The organism is Actinokineospora sp., assembly GCF_052390155.1.
GTDB lineage: Bacteria > Actinomycetota > Actinomycetes > Mycobacteriales > Pseudonocardiaceae > Actinokineospora.
Window position 1 is genome coordinate 42,980 of the sequence record NZ_JBQTHF010000024.1, and the last position, 15,433, is coordinate 58,412.

12 protein-coding genes are annotated in these 15,433 nt (G+C 73.3%); 7 read left to right on the forward strand and 5 right to left on the reverse strand.

The window, feature by feature from the left end:
* Positions 1–2: 2 nt before the first annotated feature.
* The gene (locus ACT4N7_RS08830) at positions 3–1,103 is read right to left on the reverse strand and encodes a polyprenyl synthetase family protein (protein WP_444828125.1); all 1,101 of its coding nucleotides are present in this window, start codon (positions 1,101–1,103) and stop codon (positions 3–5) included.
* A gap of 104 nt (positions 1,104–1,207) precedes the next feature.
* Here ACT4N7_RS08830 and metF point away from each other — a divergent pair, with 104 nt between their 5' ends.
* Positions 1,208–2,092 carry a methylenetetrahydrofolate reductase [NAD(P)H] gene (gene metF / locus ACT4N7_RS08835; protein WP_444828126.1) on the forward strand — a complete coding sequence of 295 codons (885 nt, stop codon included), beginning with the start codon at positions 1,208–1,210 and terminating at the stop codon, positions 2,090–2,092.
* A gap of 17 nt (positions 2,093–2,109) precedes the next feature.
* On the opposite strand, the gene ACT4N7_RS08840 is transcribed toward metF, so the two are convergent.
* On the reverse strand, positions 2,110–2,802 hold the full coding sequence (locus tag ACT4N7_RS08840; protein WP_444828127.1) for an LppM family (lipo)protein: 693 nt from the start codon (positions 2,800–2,802) through the stop codon (positions 2,110–2,112).
* A 91-nt stretch (positions 2,803–2,893) separates the two neighbouring features.
* On the opposite strand from ACT4N7_RS08840, the gene ACT4N7_RS08845 reads away from it, so the two are divergent.
* The gene (locus ACT4N7_RS08845) at positions 2,894–4,579 is read left to right on the forward strand and encodes a DUF885 domain-containing protein (protein ID WP_444828128.1); all 1,686 of its coding nucleotides are present in this window, start codon (positions 2,894–2,896) and stop codon (positions 4,577–4,579) included.
* Here the strand turns inward: ACT4N7_RS08845 and ACT4N7_RS08850 are convergent.
* Complete coding sequence (locus ACT4N7_RS08850) at positions 4,565–5,146, reverse strand: GNAT family N-acetyltransferase (protein WP_444828129.1); 582 nt, start codon at positions 5,144–5,146, stop codon at positions 4,565–4,567. The genes ACT4N7_RS08845 and ACT4N7_RS08850 overlap by 15 nt on opposite strands.
* Positions 5,143–5,664 carry a YbaK/EbsC family protein gene (locus ACT4N7_RS08855; RefSeq protein ID WP_444828130.1) on the reverse strand — a complete coding sequence of 174 codons (522 nt, stop codon included), beginning with the start codon at positions 5,662–5,664 and terminating at the stop codon, positions 5,143–5,145. The genes ACT4N7_RS08850 and ACT4N7_RS08855 overlap by 4 nt, the downstream gene beginning before the upstream one ends.
* 289 nt (positions 5,665–5,953) lie before the next feature.
* On the opposite strand from ACT4N7_RS08855, the gene ACT4N7_RS08860 reads away from it, so the two are divergent.
* The 4 genes from ACT4N7_RS08860 to ACT4N7_RS08875 all read left to right on the forward strand — a co-directional run bounded on the left by ACT4N7_RS08860 (position 5,954) and on the right by ACT4N7_RS08875 (position 8,676).
* Complete coding sequence (locus ACT4N7_RS08860) at positions 5,954–6,364, forward strand: SAV_6107 family HEPN domain-containing protein (RefSeq protein ID WP_444828131.1); 411 nt, start codon at positions 5,954–5,956, stop codon at positions 6,362–6,364.
* Complete coding sequence (locus ACT4N7_RS08865) at positions 6,361–7,125, forward strand: maleylpyruvate isomerase N-terminal domain-containing protein (RefSeq protein WP_444828132.1); 765 nt, start codon at positions 6,361–6,363, stop codon at positions 7,123–7,125. Before ACT4N7_RS08860 ends, ACT4N7_RS08865 begins: the two co-directional genes overlap by 4 nt.
* 66 nt (positions 7,126–7,191) lie before the next feature.
* Positions 7,192–7,923: a VOC family protein gene (locus ACT4N7_RS08870; protein WP_444828133.1), complete on the forward strand. Its 732-nt coding sequence runs from the start codon at positions 7,192–7,194 to the stop codon at positions 7,921–7,923.
* 24 nt (positions 7,924–7,947) lie between these two features.
* Positions 7,948–8,676 carry a VOC family protein gene (locus ACT4N7_RS08875; RefSeq protein WP_444828134.1) on the forward strand — a complete coding sequence of 243 codons (729 nt, stop codon included), beginning with the start codon at positions 7,948–7,950 and terminating at the stop codon, positions 8,674–8,676.
* 54 nt (positions 8,677–8,730) lie between these two features.
* On the opposite strand, the gene ACT4N7_RS08880 is transcribed toward ACT4N7_RS08875, so the two are convergent.
* Positions 8,731–13,302 carry an ATP-dependent helicase gene (locus ACT4N7_RS08880; RefSeq protein ID WP_444828135.1) on the reverse strand — a complete coding sequence of 1,524 codons (4,572 nt, stop codon included), beginning with the start codon at positions 13,300–13,302 and terminating at the stop codon, positions 8,731–8,733.
* A 203-nt stretch (positions 13,303–13,505) separates the two neighbouring features.
* On the opposite strand from ACT4N7_RS08880, the gene ACT4N7_RS08885 reads away from it, so the two are divergent.
* Positions 13,506–15,410 carry an Hsp70 family protein gene (locus ACT4N7_RS08885; protein ID WP_444828136.1) on the forward strand — a complete coding sequence of 635 codons (1,905 nt, stop codon included), beginning with the start codon at positions 13,506–13,508 and terminating at the stop codon, positions 15,408–15,410.
* Positions 15,411–15,433: the final 23 nt, after the last annotated feature.

Here is a 15,433-nt window from a genome sequence, read left to right on the forward strand (position 1 = left end):
GGTTAGCTGGTCCTCCTGGTCGCCGCGTCCGCCAGCTCGACCAGCACTCGGACGGCCGGGTCGGTCAGCTCGGCCGAGCCCAGCGCGTCGAGCGCCGTCGTGGTCAGCTCGCCGATGCGCCGCTCCACGTCGACCACCGCGCCCAGGTCGGTCAGCAGCTCCCGCGCCCGCTCGACGGTCGCGGCGTCGAGGTCGTCGGCACCCAGCGCGCCGCGCAGCACGGCCGCGTCCGCCGTCCGGCCCGCCGCGTCCGCCCGGGCCAGGCCGACCGACATCAGCAGCGTCCGCTTGCCCTCCCGCAGGTCGTCACCCGCGGGCTTGCCGGTCACGTCGGTGTCGCCGAACATGCCGAGCAGGTCGTCGCGGAGCTGGAAGGCCACCCCGATGTCGGCACCGAACGCGCGCAGCGCGCGCACGGTCGCCTCGGGCGCGCCCGCCAGCGCCGCACCCATGTGCAGCGGCCGCTCGACGGTGTACGCGGCGGTCTTCATCCGCGCCACGCTCAGCGCGGCCTCGGCGGACTCGTCGCCGGTCGCCTGCGTGAGGACGTCCAGGTACTGCCCGGCCAGCATCTCCGCCCGCATCGCCCGCCACGGCACCAGCGCCGCCGCCTGCCGGTGCGGGTCCAGCCCGGAGCTGACGAACATGTCGTCCGCCCAGGCCAGCGCCAGGTCGCCGAGCAGGATCGCCGCCGCCGCGCCGAACCGCTCCGGCTCGCCCAGCCAGCCCCGCTCGCGGTGCCGCGCGGCGAACGAGACGTGCACCGTCGGCTTGCCGCGGCGCATCGCGGAGGCGTCCATCAGGTCGTCGTGGACCAGCGCGCACGCCTGGATCAGCTCCAACGCGCTCACCGCGCGCAGGACAGCACCGGCCTGGTGACCTTCGGCCGCACCACCCGCGCCGCGCCAGGCCCACCAGGCGAACGTCGGCCGCAGCCGCTTGCCGCCGTCGAGCACGAACCGCGCCAGCGACTCGACCGCGGAGCCGAACGACGGCGCCATGTCGGCCATGCCCGCGTGGCGTTCGTCGAGGTAGCCCGCGAGAACTCGTTCGACGTGCGCGGGCAGCGCGCTGTCGATGGACGGGTCGATCACCTGCTGCACGTCGCCTATCGTGCGCTGTCCGGCGCGCCCGCGCCGCGCCGGGGCCGTCGTCCGCAGGCTGGGACCACATTCTCAGCGCGCGGACGTCCCGCTAGCCTGGGTCAATGACGACGGTTGTGCAGCGCATCCGTACCGGCAGGCCCGTGTTCTCGGTCGAGTTCATGCCGCCCCGGGACCACGAGGACGAGCAGCGGTTGTGGAACGCCATCCGTGAGCTGGAGGGCCTCGACCCGGCTTTCGTGTCGGTCACCTACGGCGCGGGCGGGTCCAGCCGCGACCGCACCATCCGCACCACCGGCCGCGTAGCCCGCGAGACGACGCTCGTCTCGATGGCCCACCTGACGGCCGTCGACCACTCCGTCGCCGAACTGCGCAACGTCATCGGCTGGTACGCCGCGCTCGGCATCCGCAACATCCTCGCCCTGCGCGGCGACCCCCCCGGCGACCCGATGGGCGACTGGGTGCCGCACCCCCAGGGCCTCAACTACGCCGACGAACTGGTCCGCCTCGTCCGCGAACTCGGCGACTTCTGCGTCGGCGTCGCCGCGTTCCCCTACGGTCACCCGCGCTCGCCCGACCTGGACTTCGACACCGACAACCTGGTGCGCAAACTCCGCGCGGGCGCCGACTTCGCCATCGCCCAGCTCTTCTTCGAACCGGACGACTTCCTCCGCCTGCGCGACCGCGTGGCCGCCCGCGGCTGCGACGCCGTCCTGCTGCCCGGCGTCATGCCGCTCACCACGCCCCGGGTGCTGAGCAAGACGGTCGAGCTGTCCGGCGCCCCCGTACCCGCCCGCATCGCCGCCCGCCTCGACCACCTCGCCGCCGACCCCGCCGCCTTCCGCGCGGAGGGGATCGACCTGGTCACGGAGACCTGTGAGCGGCTGATGGCCGAAGGCGTGACCGGCCTGCACTTCTATACGTTCAACCGCTCCAAGGCCACCCGCGAGGTGGTGAGCCGCCTCGGCCTGGTCCCCTCCCGCGCCTGATCTCGGCAGTCGGGTGGTCAGTAACCGCCGGGGTTGGTCGGGCGGAGGTTTCTGCGGTGGGCGATCAGGGCGAGCATGACCACGATCAGCGCCACGCCCACCGCCGACGCGCCCACGATCGTCACCCACTTCGTCCACGACACCCCCGACGAGTCCGTGTACTGCACGGTCGCGTTGAACTCCGTGACGGCGCCCGGCTTGGGCTTCCAGCTCACCGTGCCGTTGTCATCGATGCCGTTGGTGCGGGTCACCGTGCCCGGGAAGGCGATCTTGATCTGCACGTCCGCGCGGTCGGCTGGCAGCTCGCTCAGGTCGACCGAGCCGGACATCGTCACCAGGTCGCCCGCGCGCCGGAAGCTGAGCCGGTACTGCTTGGCCACGGTGATCGCGTCGCCAAGGAGGGTGACCTCGGGGAAGGTCAGATCCTGGAACCGCACGGTCTGCCCGACGTAGCCGTCGGCCGTGTAGATCTCGGTCTTCACCTTGCCCGCGAGTTCCGGCGGCACCTTCAGCGCGGGCCCGGTGTCCTCCTGCTTGATGGCGACCGAGGCGATGACGAGCTGGCCGGAGACCAGGTCGTTCTCCGACACCGCCAGCGCCGCCTGGACCCGCACGCACCCGGCCAGGCTGAGCGCGGTGAGCAGCGCCAACCCGGCGAGCGCCGTCCACCTGCGGAAACGGTGACGTCCATCACGTAAGCCCTGGTGCACCGGGTCATCCTGCCAGCCGTGTCCACGCCGCCCGGCGGCGGCGGCAAATCACTTGCCGACCCACGGTGATCGAACGGTAACGTGCTGGCCCATGGCGGCCCCACAGCAGCACCGCGGCGTGCACAAGATCAGCGACTCCTACGTCGACGACCTCGCGACAGCGGACCCGATCATCGCCACCTACGTCGGGATCGCGGGCCACGACCACCGGCTCCCGGACCTCTCCCCGGCAGGCGTGGCGCAGCGCGGCGCGCTCGCGTCCGCCGCGCTGGCCGCGATGAGCACCGCCGAACCCGCCGACCGGTCCGAGGCCAACGCCAAGGCCGTCTTCATCGAGCGCATCGGCCTGCAGACCGAGCTGTACGCGGCCGGTGAGCAGGACTGCCCGCTCAACGTGATCGCGAGCGCGCCGCAGGACGTCCGCCAGGTGTTCGACCTCATGCCCACCGACACGGTTGACGACTGGTCGGTCGTCGCGGCCCGGCTTGCCGCTGTGCCTGCCGCGCTCGCGGGCTACCAGGAGTCGCTGCGCGCGGCCGCCGGACGCGGTCACGTGGCGGCGCTGCGCCAGGTCACCCGGGTCGCCGAGCAGTGCGAGACCTGGTCGGGTCGCCAGGGCGGGCCGTCGTTCTTCGCCACCTTCACCGAGTTCGCCAAGGTCGAGGGCGCCCTGCGCGCCGACCTCGACGCGGGCGCCACCGCCGCCGCCGAGGCGTACGCGGGCCTCGCCGACTTCCTCACCGGCGAGTTGGCCGCCCACGCGCCTGTCGAGGACGCGGTAGGCGAGGAGCGCTACCGGCTCTGGTCGCGCGAGTTCACCGGCGCCCGACTCGACCTGCACGAGGCCTACGAGTGGGGCTGGGCGGAGTTCGCCCGCCTGGACGCGGAGCTGGTGCGGGTCGCGGGTCGGATCTCGCCCGGGGCCACCCCCGCCGAGGCCGCCGCCGCCCTCGACAACGACCCGCGCTACCGCCTGCAGGGTCAGCGCGCCCTGGAAGAGTGGATGCAGGGCCTGTCCGACCGCGCCCTGTCCGACCTGCGTGGCAAGCACTTCGACATCCCCGACGAGCTGATGCGGCTGGAGTGCCGGATCGCCCCGCCCGGCGGCAGCGTCGGCGCCTACTACACCGGCCCCAACGAGGACTGGACCAGGCCGGGGCGCATGTGGTGGTCGGTGCCCGCCGACCGCGAGGACTTCTCCACCTGGCGCGAGGTCTCCACCGTCTACCACGAGGGTGTACCCGGCCACCACCTGCAGATCGCGACCGCCGTGTACCAGGCGGCGAGCCTGAACAAGTTCCAGCGCCTGCTCGCCTGGGTGCCCGCCTACGGCGAGGGCTGGGCCCTCTACGCCGAGCGGCTGATGCGCGAGTTCGGCTACCTCGACGACGACGGCGACCTGCTCGGCATGCTCGACGCGCACATCTTCCGGGCCGCGCGGGTGATCATCGACATCGGCATGCACCTGAAGCTGGAGATCCCCAAGGGCACCGGTTTCCACGAGGGCGAGCGCTGGACCCCGGAGCTGGCGCTGGAGTTCCTGTTCACCCGCACCATCACCGACCCCGCGCTCGTGCGGGACGAGGTCGACCGCTACCTGGGCTGGCCCGGCCAGGCGCCCACGTACAAGCTCGGTGAGCGACTGTGGCTGCAGGCCCGCGACGAGACCCGCGCCCGCCAGGGCGACGCGTTCGAACTCAAGACGTTCCACCAGCGGGCGCTGGAGATGGGCTGCATGGGCCTGGACACCCTGCGGGAGCGGCTAGCCGCGTTCTGAGGCCAGCGGCAGCTCGCGGCCCAACACTCCGAAGGGCCGCGGGTCGCCCGCGAACTGGTAGTGCCGCAGCACGTCGGCGAATTCGAGCCTGCGGTAGAGCCGCCACGCCCGCGACGGCCCCTCCGGGGTCGACAGCAGCACACGCGGGCTGTCGGTGCCCGAGACGAGCCTGCGCACCAGCTCCTCGCCGGTGCCGCGGCCCTGGCTGTCCGGGTGCACATGCAGCTCGGTCAGCTCGAAGTAGTCGCCCAGCCACGCCTCGGCCGACGCGGGGCCGTTGAGCTCGGTGACGCCGCGACGGACCTGTTCGTGCCACCACTGGCCCGGCGCGCCGTGATAGCCGTAGGCGACGCCGACCATGCGGTTGTCGTCGTCCGTCGCGGCCACACAGCGCCAGCCCGAACGCAGCATGTGCGCGAGCCACATCGGGGCGCGCTGCTCGGCGGTGCCCTTCGGGTAGCGCATCGCCGTGACGTAGAGCTCCAGCGCCTCGCGCAGCCGGGGCCGCAGTTCGTCGGCGGTGAGGTCGGCGAACCGGTGCACACGGGGGGAGGGAGCGGCGGTCACGAGGAGGGATCATCCTCTTCACCGGACACATTCGCAGCCATGCCCCCGGTCAGGGTCACCAGATCGGCGTAGGCGATCGGGAACACCGACTTCGGGTGACCCGCCGCCGCCCACACCACGTCATAGCGCGCGAGGTGCCGGTCGACCAGGGTGCGCAGGGGCGCCGGGTGACCGACCGGGGCGACGCCGCCGATGGACTGCCCGGTGTGCGCGCGCACGAACGCCGGATCGGCGCGGCCCACCTCGTCGGCGCCGACCAGCGCGGCCAGCACCCCGGTGTCGGCCCGGTGCGCGCCCGAGGTCAGCGCGAGCAGCGGGCGGTCCTCGGTGCCGTGGCGGGCCTTGAACACCAGGCTGTTGGCTATCGCGCCGACGTCGACGCCGAGCGCGGCCGCGGCCAGGGCGGCGGTGCGCACGTCGTCGGCCAGGATGCGGATCCCGTCGGCGGACTGGTGCATCCCGGCTTCCCGCAGCATCACGGCCAGCTTGCTCACCGCTGGATGGTCGAGTGTGCTCACGACGCCCCCTCGCAGGCTCCGGGGCGCCGCTCGCGGACGCCCTGTGTCGATGGTTCGCTCGCAAGCTCGCTCACTGCTCCATCACACCACCCCTGACCTGCGCTCCACAGCTCACCCCCAAGGCCGCTTGAAGCTCGCCTGCTCGCGGGTTACGCTGACCTTGTTCGAACACATGTTCGAGCATGTCCGGTGGTGGGGCGGGGGAAGCGCCTCACCACCGGGCGCCGCCGGCTTCCCCTCGGCGTAGCCGCCACCATCCGTGGCGGCCCACCCCAGCGAGGAGGCCACGATGACCAGCACCCTGGACTTCCCAGTCACCCCGGCTGTCCCGGCGTCCGCGTTGGGCCTGCTCGCTCAGGCCGAACACGGGCTCTCGGCCGCCTGTCACGAACCCGATCCCGCCCACCGCTTCGCCGACGCGTACCTGTGTGCCCTGCGCGCGGCGGCGGCGCTGTTGGCCACCCGTGGCCGCCCGCACCGCGGCCGGGCCAAGCCGACCAGCGTGTGGACGCTGCTGTCGTCCGTCGCGCCGGAGATGCGCGAGTGGGCGGCGTTCTTCGCGTCGTGCTCGGCCACTCGGGCCGCCGTCGTCGCGGGCATCACCGGCCGGGTCGGCCCGCGCCAGGCCGACGACCTGGTCCGCCAGACCGCCGAGTTCATCGACCTGGTCCACCGAGCCGTCCACGGCGTCCGCCGATGACCGCCACCCTCGATCCCGACCGCCTGCTCGACGTCCTGGAGGTCGAGGGCACCCGGCTCGCGGCGTCGGCCGAGGAGGGCGACCACGACCGGCCGGTCCCCGGCTGCCCCGGCCTCACCCTGGGGGAGACGGTCCGCCACCTCGGCAGCGTCTACCGGATGGTGCTGTCGTGGATCCGCGCGGGCGAGCGCCCGACCCGCTGGCAGCGCCAACCCGTCGACGGCGAATCGGTGGAGGACTACCTCCGCGACGGCCTGCGGTCGCTGCTCGGCGAGCTGGCCGCCCACCACCCGGCCGAGCCGTGCCCCACCTGGCACCCGCACCTGCGGGAGTACGGCTTCTGGCGCAGGCGCATGGCCCACGAGACCACCGTCCACCGTGTCGACGTGCAGAGCGCGACGGGCCCGATCGTCGACGCCGTGCCGACCGATGTCGCCGTGGACGGCGTGGACGAGGCGCTGCACCTGTGGTTCACCCACCGCCTGGCCGCCCTCGGCGTCTCCGGCACCCGGCACGCCACGGTCGCCGTCCGCACCGCCGACCGCACCTGGCTCGCCACCGTCAGCACCGACCGCACCTCCGCCGCCGACGCCACCGAGTCCGACGTCGCCGCCGCCGACGCCGTGGTCACCGCCGAACCCGCGGACCTCTACCTCTGGCTCTGGGGCCGTCGAGCCGTCTTCGACTCGACGGTGACCAGCGACGGCGACTACGACGCGGTGGCCCAACTCTGGGCCCTGCTCCGCCTCGCCACCCGCTGACCGGAAGAACCGCAGGTGGGGGAGGTTTGCGGCAGCCTTGTTTCGAACGGGACTACCGTGTCCGCTATGTCCACCCGCCTGGCGAGCGTCGTGATCGAAGCAGCGGACCCGGCTGTCACCGCCCGGTTCTGGTACATCATGCTCGGCGGGACCGCGGCCCCGGAGCGCGACGGCGGGCACCGGCTGGTGGCGCCGGAGGTCGGTGGGTGCGGCATCGATCTGGTCTTCGTGCCCGCGCAGGGCACCAAGATCGTCAAGAACCGCATCCACGTCGACCTGGCGACCGAGAGCGCGCACGAGTACCAGGTGCTCACCACCCTCGCCGCCGACCTGGGCGCGCGGCCGGTCAACGTCGGCCAGGGGCCGGGCGTGCCGTGGACGGTGTTCAAGGACCCCGAGGGCAACGAGTTCTGCGTCCTCGAACCCCGCGATCTCTACGACCGCACCGGCCCGCTCGCCGCGCTGGTGGTCGACTCGGCCGATCCGGCGGGGATGGCGGCGTTCTGGGGCGCCGCCACCGGATGGCCGCAGCAGCACGTGGACGAGCACTCGGCCGCCCTGCGCACCGCCGAGACCAGCGGCCCGTGGATCGAGTTCCTGCGCGTCGACGACCCCAAGCGCGGCACGAACCGGATCCGCTTCGACATCGCCCCCATCGACAGCGACGGCGACGACGCGGTGAACTGGCTGCTCGCCATGGGGGCTCGCCGCCGACCGGACGGTCCTGGCCCGGCCGCTCTCCTCACCGACCCGGAAGGCAACGAGTTCCGCGTCCTCCCGGCCCACGTCCGCACCTGACCGAGGGTGGTTTAGCGTCGGACCATGCCCACCCGCATGGTCAATGTCGTCGTGGACGCCGCCGAACCGGCCGCACTCGCCCGGTTCTGGGCAGACCTGCTCGGCTGGCGGATCAGTCTGGAGAACGACGAAGAGGTCGACGTTCAGGCGCCTGAGGTGGACGGGTGGGACATGGACCTGGTGTTCGTGCCGGTGTCCGTGCCGAAGACGGTGAAGAACCGGCTGCACCTCGATCTGTCCAGCAGGTCGGCGGCTGCTCAGGACGCCACTGTGGCCCGCGCGCTGTCGCTGGGCGCGACGCGGCTGGACATCGGGCAGGGTGCGGTGCCGTGGGTGGTGTTGGCCGACCCGGAGGGCAACGAGTTCTGCGTCCTCGAACCCCGCCCGGAGTACGCCGACTCCGGTGCGATCGCCGCGATCGTGGTCGACTCGCGGGCCCCCGGTGCGCTTGCCACGTTCTGGGCGGCCGCGACCGGGTGGCGCGTGGTGCGCGACACGCCGGACTTCGCCTCGCTGCGCGCCGCCGGTGGTCGTGGGCCCTGGCTGGAGTTTCTCCGCCTCGACGAGCCGAAGGTCGTCAAGCACCGCGTTCACCTCGACGTCGCCGCCTACCCGGGTGAAGACCAGCAGGCCGAGGTGGATCGCCTGTGTGCCCTCGGCGCGCGTCCCAACGACATCGGCCAGGTCGGCGTCCAGTGGGTGGTGCTCGCGGACCCCGAGGGCAACGAGTTCTGCGTCCTCACGTCCCGCTGACTGCCTCGGCGTTGTGGCGTTGCTCGTCCACGTGTTGATTTGTCCATAGTGGAGTCAGGCGCGTAGGCGGAGTCCTTTCGGGGTGGCGCGGAAGCCCGCGTCGCGCAGGGGGGTGGCCAGGGCGGAGGTGAGGGCCGTCTCGCCGTCCGCCTTCTGTAGGGAGAGCTGACCCAGCCAGCCTTCGCGGACGGCGCGGGACAGGGCCTCGGCGGCGGCGCGGAGTGCGGGCTCCTCCTCGGTGAAGGACAGCAGGGACCGGCCGCCGCGTTCGACGTAGAGCGCGGGGACGCCGTCGACCAGGACGGCCAGGGCGCCCGCCTTGCGCGCGGGGCGGTGTTTGCCGTCGCCGATCGGGTTCGGCCAGTCGAGGGCGGCGCCGTAGGGCTGGGCCGGGTCGGCGGCGGCCAGCACGATGGCGGGGGGAGCCTCGCCAGGGGACGCTCGTTCGCCCGCGTCCGAACGGGACAGTGCGCGCAACCGGTCGACCGCGCCGCGGGCCGCGAACTGGGACGCGCCGAGGCCCTCCACCACATAGCCGCGGATGATCTGGCCGGACTCCTCCATGGCCCGCAACACCTTGTAGACACCGCTGAATCCGCCGGTCACCCGCTCCGTGTCGAGTGCGCCGCGGGTCAGCACGCCGTGCCGTTCGAGGAACGCCTCCGCGCGGGCGTGCGCGCGGCGGGTGGCGTCCGGCTCGCGCGGCTGCGCCAGCGACCACCGGCCGCCGACTGTCGGTGGCCCGGTGCGGCTCGGCATCGCGGGGCGGGCCGTCCGCAGCCGCGCGTACCGGCCGCGGGGCGCGCTCCGGCGCGGTTTGTGCGCGGCTCCCTTGCCGGACACCAGGGCGCGCAGCGGGGCGATGGTGTCGTTGGTGACCAGCCCGCCCCACACCAGGTCCCACAGCGCGGCGATCACGTCCGGGTCGCCCGGGGCCTCCGCGCCGCCGTCGAGCAGGACGGCGGCCGCGCGGTCGGCCACCTGCCGGAAGAACAGCGCCCCACCGTCCAAAGCGGACAGTACGGCCGCGTGCAGCGGTGTGTCCGGCACCGCTTCCTCGACCTCGGGCAGCAGCAGGTCGGCCACGTCGGTCGGGGCCAGCGCGATCCAGCCGTCGCCACCGGCCAGGGCACCGCTGCCGCACCAAGTGACCTCACCGGCCGTGGTCAGCTCGTCGAGCAGGGCGGGGGAGTAGCCCGGCAGCCGCGACGGCAGGATCAGCGATTCCAGGGCACTCGCGGGCAGCGGGGCACCGGCCAACTGCTCCACGACAGACAACACGTCGTCGGCGGTGGGCGCCGACCGCAGTCTGCGGCCGATGCCGTGCCAGCTCGGCAGAAAGCGCCCGAGCGCGGCAGGCTCGACGGGCTCCACCTCGGCCCTCAGCCGCGCCAGCGACGTGCGCCGCAACCGGCGCAGCACCTCGGCGTCGCAGTACTCGGTGTGCGTACCGCCCGGCCGCAGCTCGCCGCGCACCAGCCTTCCGGTGCCCGCCAACCGTTCCAGCACGCCGGTGACCACCGAGGTGCCCAGGCCGAACCGCGCGGCGGCCTCGGCGGCCGGGAACGGTCCGTGGGTCCGGGCGAACCGGGAGAGCAGGTCTCCCAGCGGATCGGACACCGGCTCGGTGAACGCCTCCGGGACGCCCACCGGCAGCGCCGTGCCCAGCGCGTCGCGGACCCGGCCCGCGTCCTCGATCGCGAGGTAGCGCTCGTCGCCCGCGATGCGCACCCGGATCGCCCGCCGGGTCGACTCCAGCTCGGCCAACCACTCCGGCCGCACTCCGCGCGCCCCGGCCTCCTCGACGGACAGGTCGCCCAGGAAGCGCAGCAGGTCGGCGGCGTCCTCGAGGTGGCGGGCGTGCCGGTCCGGGGCGAGCCGTTGCAGCGACCGCTCGACCTCGGCGAGCACGTCGACATCGAGCAGCTCGCGGATGGCCTCCGAGCCCAGCAGTTCGGCGAGCAGCGCGCTGTCCAGCGACAGCGCCGCCGCGCGCCGCTCGGCCAGCGGCACGTCGACGCCGTAGAGGAACATGCCGACATAGCCGAACAGCAGGCTCCGCGCGAACGGCGACGCCGACCGGGTCTCGACCTCGACCACCCGCACCCGCCGACCGCGCACGTCGGACATCAGCTCGCGCAGCCCGGCCACGTCGTAGACGTCCTGCAGGCACTCCCGCATCGCCTCCAGCACGACCGGGAACCGCTCGTACTTCGCCGCGACCGACAGCAACTGCGCCGACCGCTGCCGCTGCTGCCACAGCGGTGTCCGCCGCCGGGGATCGCGCCGGGGCAGCAGCAGCGACCGCGCCGCGCACTCGCGGAACCTGGCCGCGAACAGCGCCGAGCCGCCCACCTCCGCCACCACGATCTGCTCGACCTCGTCCGGGTCGAGCACCACGTCCTCGGCGCCCGCCACGACCTCCTGCCCCGAGTCGTCCACCGCGTCGGGCAGCCGCACGACGATGCCGTCGTCGGAGTGCGCGATCTGCGCCTCCACCCCGCGCCGCTCGCGCAGCCGGGCCCCGATGGCCAGCGCCCACGGGGCGTTGACCTGCGCGCCGAACGGGGAGTGCACGACCAGCCGCCAGTCGCCCAGTTCGTCGCGGAACCGCTCGACCAGGATCGTCCGGTCGTCGGGCACGTGGCGGGTCGCCTCGCGCTGCTCGGCCAGGTAGGCCAACAGGTTGTCTATCGCCCACTCGTTGAGGCCCGCGCGGCCCGCCCGCTCGCGCGCCGCCGGACCGTCCATAGCGGACAGTTCGCGCAGGAACGCGCCCAGCGCCCGACCGAGTTCGAGCGGGCGCCCCGGCGCGTCGCCCTTCCAGAACGGCATCCGCGCGGGCTGGCCGGGAGCGGGCGTGACGATCACCCGATCGTTGGTGATGTCCTGCACCCGCCAGGACGACGTGCCGAGCAGGAAAGTATCGCCGACCCGCGACTCGTAGACCATCTCCTCGTCCAGCTCGCCCACCCGCGACCCGGCGCCGCGCTCGTCCGGCGGGGTCATCACGGTGAACAGCCCCCGGTCGGGGATCGTGCCGCCGGAGGTGACCGCGAGCCGCTGGGCGCCCGGGCGCCCGCGCAGCTCGCCCGACACCCGGTCCCAGGTGACGCGCGGCCGCAGCTCACCGAACTCCTCGCTCGGATAGCGCCCGGCCAGCATGTCGAGCACCGAGTACAGCGCCGAGTCGGGCAGCGACGCGAACGGCGCGGCCCGCCGCACCAGCGTCGACAGTTCCTCGACCGTCCACGGCTCCAACGCCACCATCGCCACGATGTGCTGGGCCAGCACGTCGAGCGGGTTGCGCGGATAGCGAACGGCCTCGATCGCGCCCAGCGCCATCCGCTCGGCGACAACCGCGCAGGACACCAGGTCGCCCCGGAACTTCGGGAACATCACCCCGCGCGACACCGCGCCCACCTGGTGCCCGGCGCGGCCGACGCGCTGTAGCCCGGAGGCCACCGTCGGCGGCGCCTCGACCTGCACCACCAGGTCGACCGCGCCCATGTCGATGCCCAGCTCCAGGGACGACGTGGCCACCACGCACGCCAGCCTGCCGGACTTGAGGTCCTCCTCCACCAGCGTGCGCTGCTCGCGCGACATGGACCCGTGGTGGGCCCGCGCGACCACCGGCGCCGCCCCCGTGGTCAGCCCGGACTGGCCGATCGCCTCGGCCGGGAACCGGTCGAGCGGCTGGGTCTCCTCGTCGGCCAGCTCGTTGAGCCGGGCCGTCATCCGCTCGGCCAGCCGCCGCGAGTTGGCGAACACGATCGTCGAGCGGTGTGCACGCACCAGGTCGAGCACCCGGCGCTCCACCTTCGGCCAGATCGACGCCTGCACCGGCTCGCCGCCGCCGTCGCCGTGCGCGGGCTGCTCCACCAGGCTCGCCATGTCCTCGACCGGCACCTCGACCCGGATCTCCACCGTTTTGCCGATCTTGGGCTGCACCAGCGTGACCGGCCGTCCGCCGCCGAGGAACCCGCTGACCTCGTCCACCGGTCGCACGGTCGCCGACAGCCCGATGCGCTGGGCGGGCCGGTCGAGCAGCGCGTCCAACCGCTCCAGCGACAGCGCGAGGTGCGACCCGCGCTTGGCACCCGCGACCGCGTGCACCTCGTCCACGATCACCGTCGCCACCCCGCGCAGCGACTCCCGGGCCGCCGAGGTGAGCAGCAGGAACAGCGACTCGGGCGTGGTGACCAGCACGTCCGGCGGCGTCCGGGCGAACGAGCGGCGCTCGTCGGCCGGGGTGTCGCCGGTACGCATGCCGACCCGGATGTCCGGCTCGGGCAGGCCAAGCCGGTGCGCGGCCTGCCGGATGCCCGTCAGCGGGGCGCGCAGATTGCGCTGGACGTCGACCGCGAGCGCCTTGAGCGGCGACACGTACAGCACCCGGCACCGCCGCGTCACCTCGCCCGGGACGCCCTCGGCGGCCAGCCGGTCGAGCGCCCAGAGGAACGCGGCCAGCGTCTTGCCCGACCCCGTCGGCGCGACCACCAAGGCGTGTTCGCCCGCCGCCGCGGCCCGCCACGCCCCGGTCTGGGCGGCGGTGGGCGCGACGAACGCGCCGGTGAACCACTGTCTGGTCGCCGGCGTGAACAGGTCGAGCACGTCTGATGTCACGGGTCAATGCTTACCCGAGGGGACCGACAATGCCAGGCCCTCGGCGCGGGCTGTGGACAACTGCCGCGGGCGACGTTCACAGTGGACGTTCGGCCGTGGCGATCCGGGAGACCGGGCCCATGGCCTGTATCGGGCATGGGAATATCTGCGACAACAACCCTGGGGGGCTAGATGGGGGACCGGGTTGCGATGAGGGGAGAGCAGTGAACGTCCTGTCGGTGGATCTCGGCACGTCGAACACCGTCGCCGTGCTGTCCTCGCACGGCCGCCCGCCGCGGGTGGTCGACGTCGACGGGGCGTCCATGATGCCGTCAGCGGTGTTCGCGGGCGAGGACGGCACGCTCGTCGTGGGCCGTGACGCCGAGCGCCGCGCGCGGCTGGACCCCTCCCGGTTCGAGCCCAACCCCAAGCGCCGCGTCGACGAGGGCACCCTGCTGCTCGGCGACACCGTCGTCCCCGTCACCGACGCGCTCGCGGGCGTGCTGCGGCGCGTCGCCGACGAGACCTCCCGCCAGCTCGGCAACCGCAAGCCCGACGAGGTCCGCCTTACCCACCCCGCGCAGTGGGGTCCCGTCCGGCACAACGTGCTGCTGTCGGCCGCTCGACAGGCCGGCCTGGGTTCCAACCTGGTCCTGGTGCCCGAACCGGTCGCCGCCGCCGCGCACTTCGCCTCGTTTCCCGGCCAGACGCTGGCCTCCGGTCAGGCGCTCGCCGTGTACGACCTGGGCGCGGGCACCTTCGACGTGGCCATCGTCGGCGCCACCCAGAACGGCTTCGTCGTGCTGGCCGAGGCGGGCCTGCCCGACCTGGGCGGCCTCGACGTCGACCAGGCCCTGCTCGAACACGTCGGCCGCCAGGTGTCCCACCGCGACCCGGCGGGCTGGCAGCGGCTGCTGCGGCCGCAGTCGACCGGCGACCGGCGCGCCCAGCGCGCGCTCCGCGAGGACGTCAAGGCGTCCAAGGAAGCGCTGTCGCGGCATCCACAGACCGAGGTTCCGCTGCCCGAGCCGTTCGACGACGTGCTGGTCACCCGGGTCGAGCTGGCGGCGCTGATTCGGCCGGGCCTGCTGCGTAGCGTGGAGCTGCTGGCCGCCACCATCCGCTCGACCGGCATGACCCCGGACCGGCTGGTCGGCATCTACCTGGTCGGCGGGTCGAGTCGAATCCCGCTGGTGGCGACGCTGATAGCCGAGCAGCTCCGGGTTGTCCCGACGAGCCTCGACCAGCCCGAGACCGCTGTCGCCCTCGGCGCGCACCACGTGCCCCAGGAGGGCATCACGATGCGCACGGGCGACATGAGCAACACCATCGAGACGGTGCAGCGCACCCGGACGATCACGCCGCCGCGCACGAGCGGGTTCGGCGCGCAGGGACCGAAGTCCGGCGGCATCCCGGTCCAGCAGGGCGGCTACCCGCAGCGCACGCCGCCGCCGTCGCGCCCGACGCCCGCGCAAGGTCCACCGTCCGCGCCGACACCCGTGCAGACCAGGCCCCCGGTGCCGCGGTACGCGGTGCCGGGCGGCGGCGGCCCGACGCCCACCGGGAACTCGAACCGGATGTGGTACCTCGCCACGGCCGCTGTCGCCGTCGTGGTTATCGGCATCGTCAGCATCATCATCGCCACCTCGGGCGGCAGTGGCGGCGACCTCGCCGCGGACTGCGACGGGCAGGAGGCCGACAGCCAGGGGATGACGCAGTGCATGCGCGACATCGCGGGCGCGGTCGCCACCGACGGCTCGTGCAAGTCCGGCATCAGCATCGCGAACATCGACACGCCGACCACGCCCGGGGTTACCGCGGCCACCTGCACCACCAAGGACGGCTGGACGGTGGTGTACTACCAGGTCCCGGCCGCCGACCAGGTCCCGCAGTACGTCGACGCGATGCTGTCGTTCGCCAACAAGGACCCGGAGAAGGGCCGCTGGGAGAGCGGCGGTCTCGCGGGGGACACCAACATGATCGACCTGACCGGGACCAGCATGCTCGTGTTCACTGTGGACGAACGGCCGCTGATCGGGTTCCTGCTGAAGATCAGCGTGGCCGGCGGCGACAGCCTGGACGCTGGCCAGTACTTCGAGGACAACGTCAAGCCGGGCGCGGCGTCCTGACCGGTGTGGAAGTCTGGTCTGGA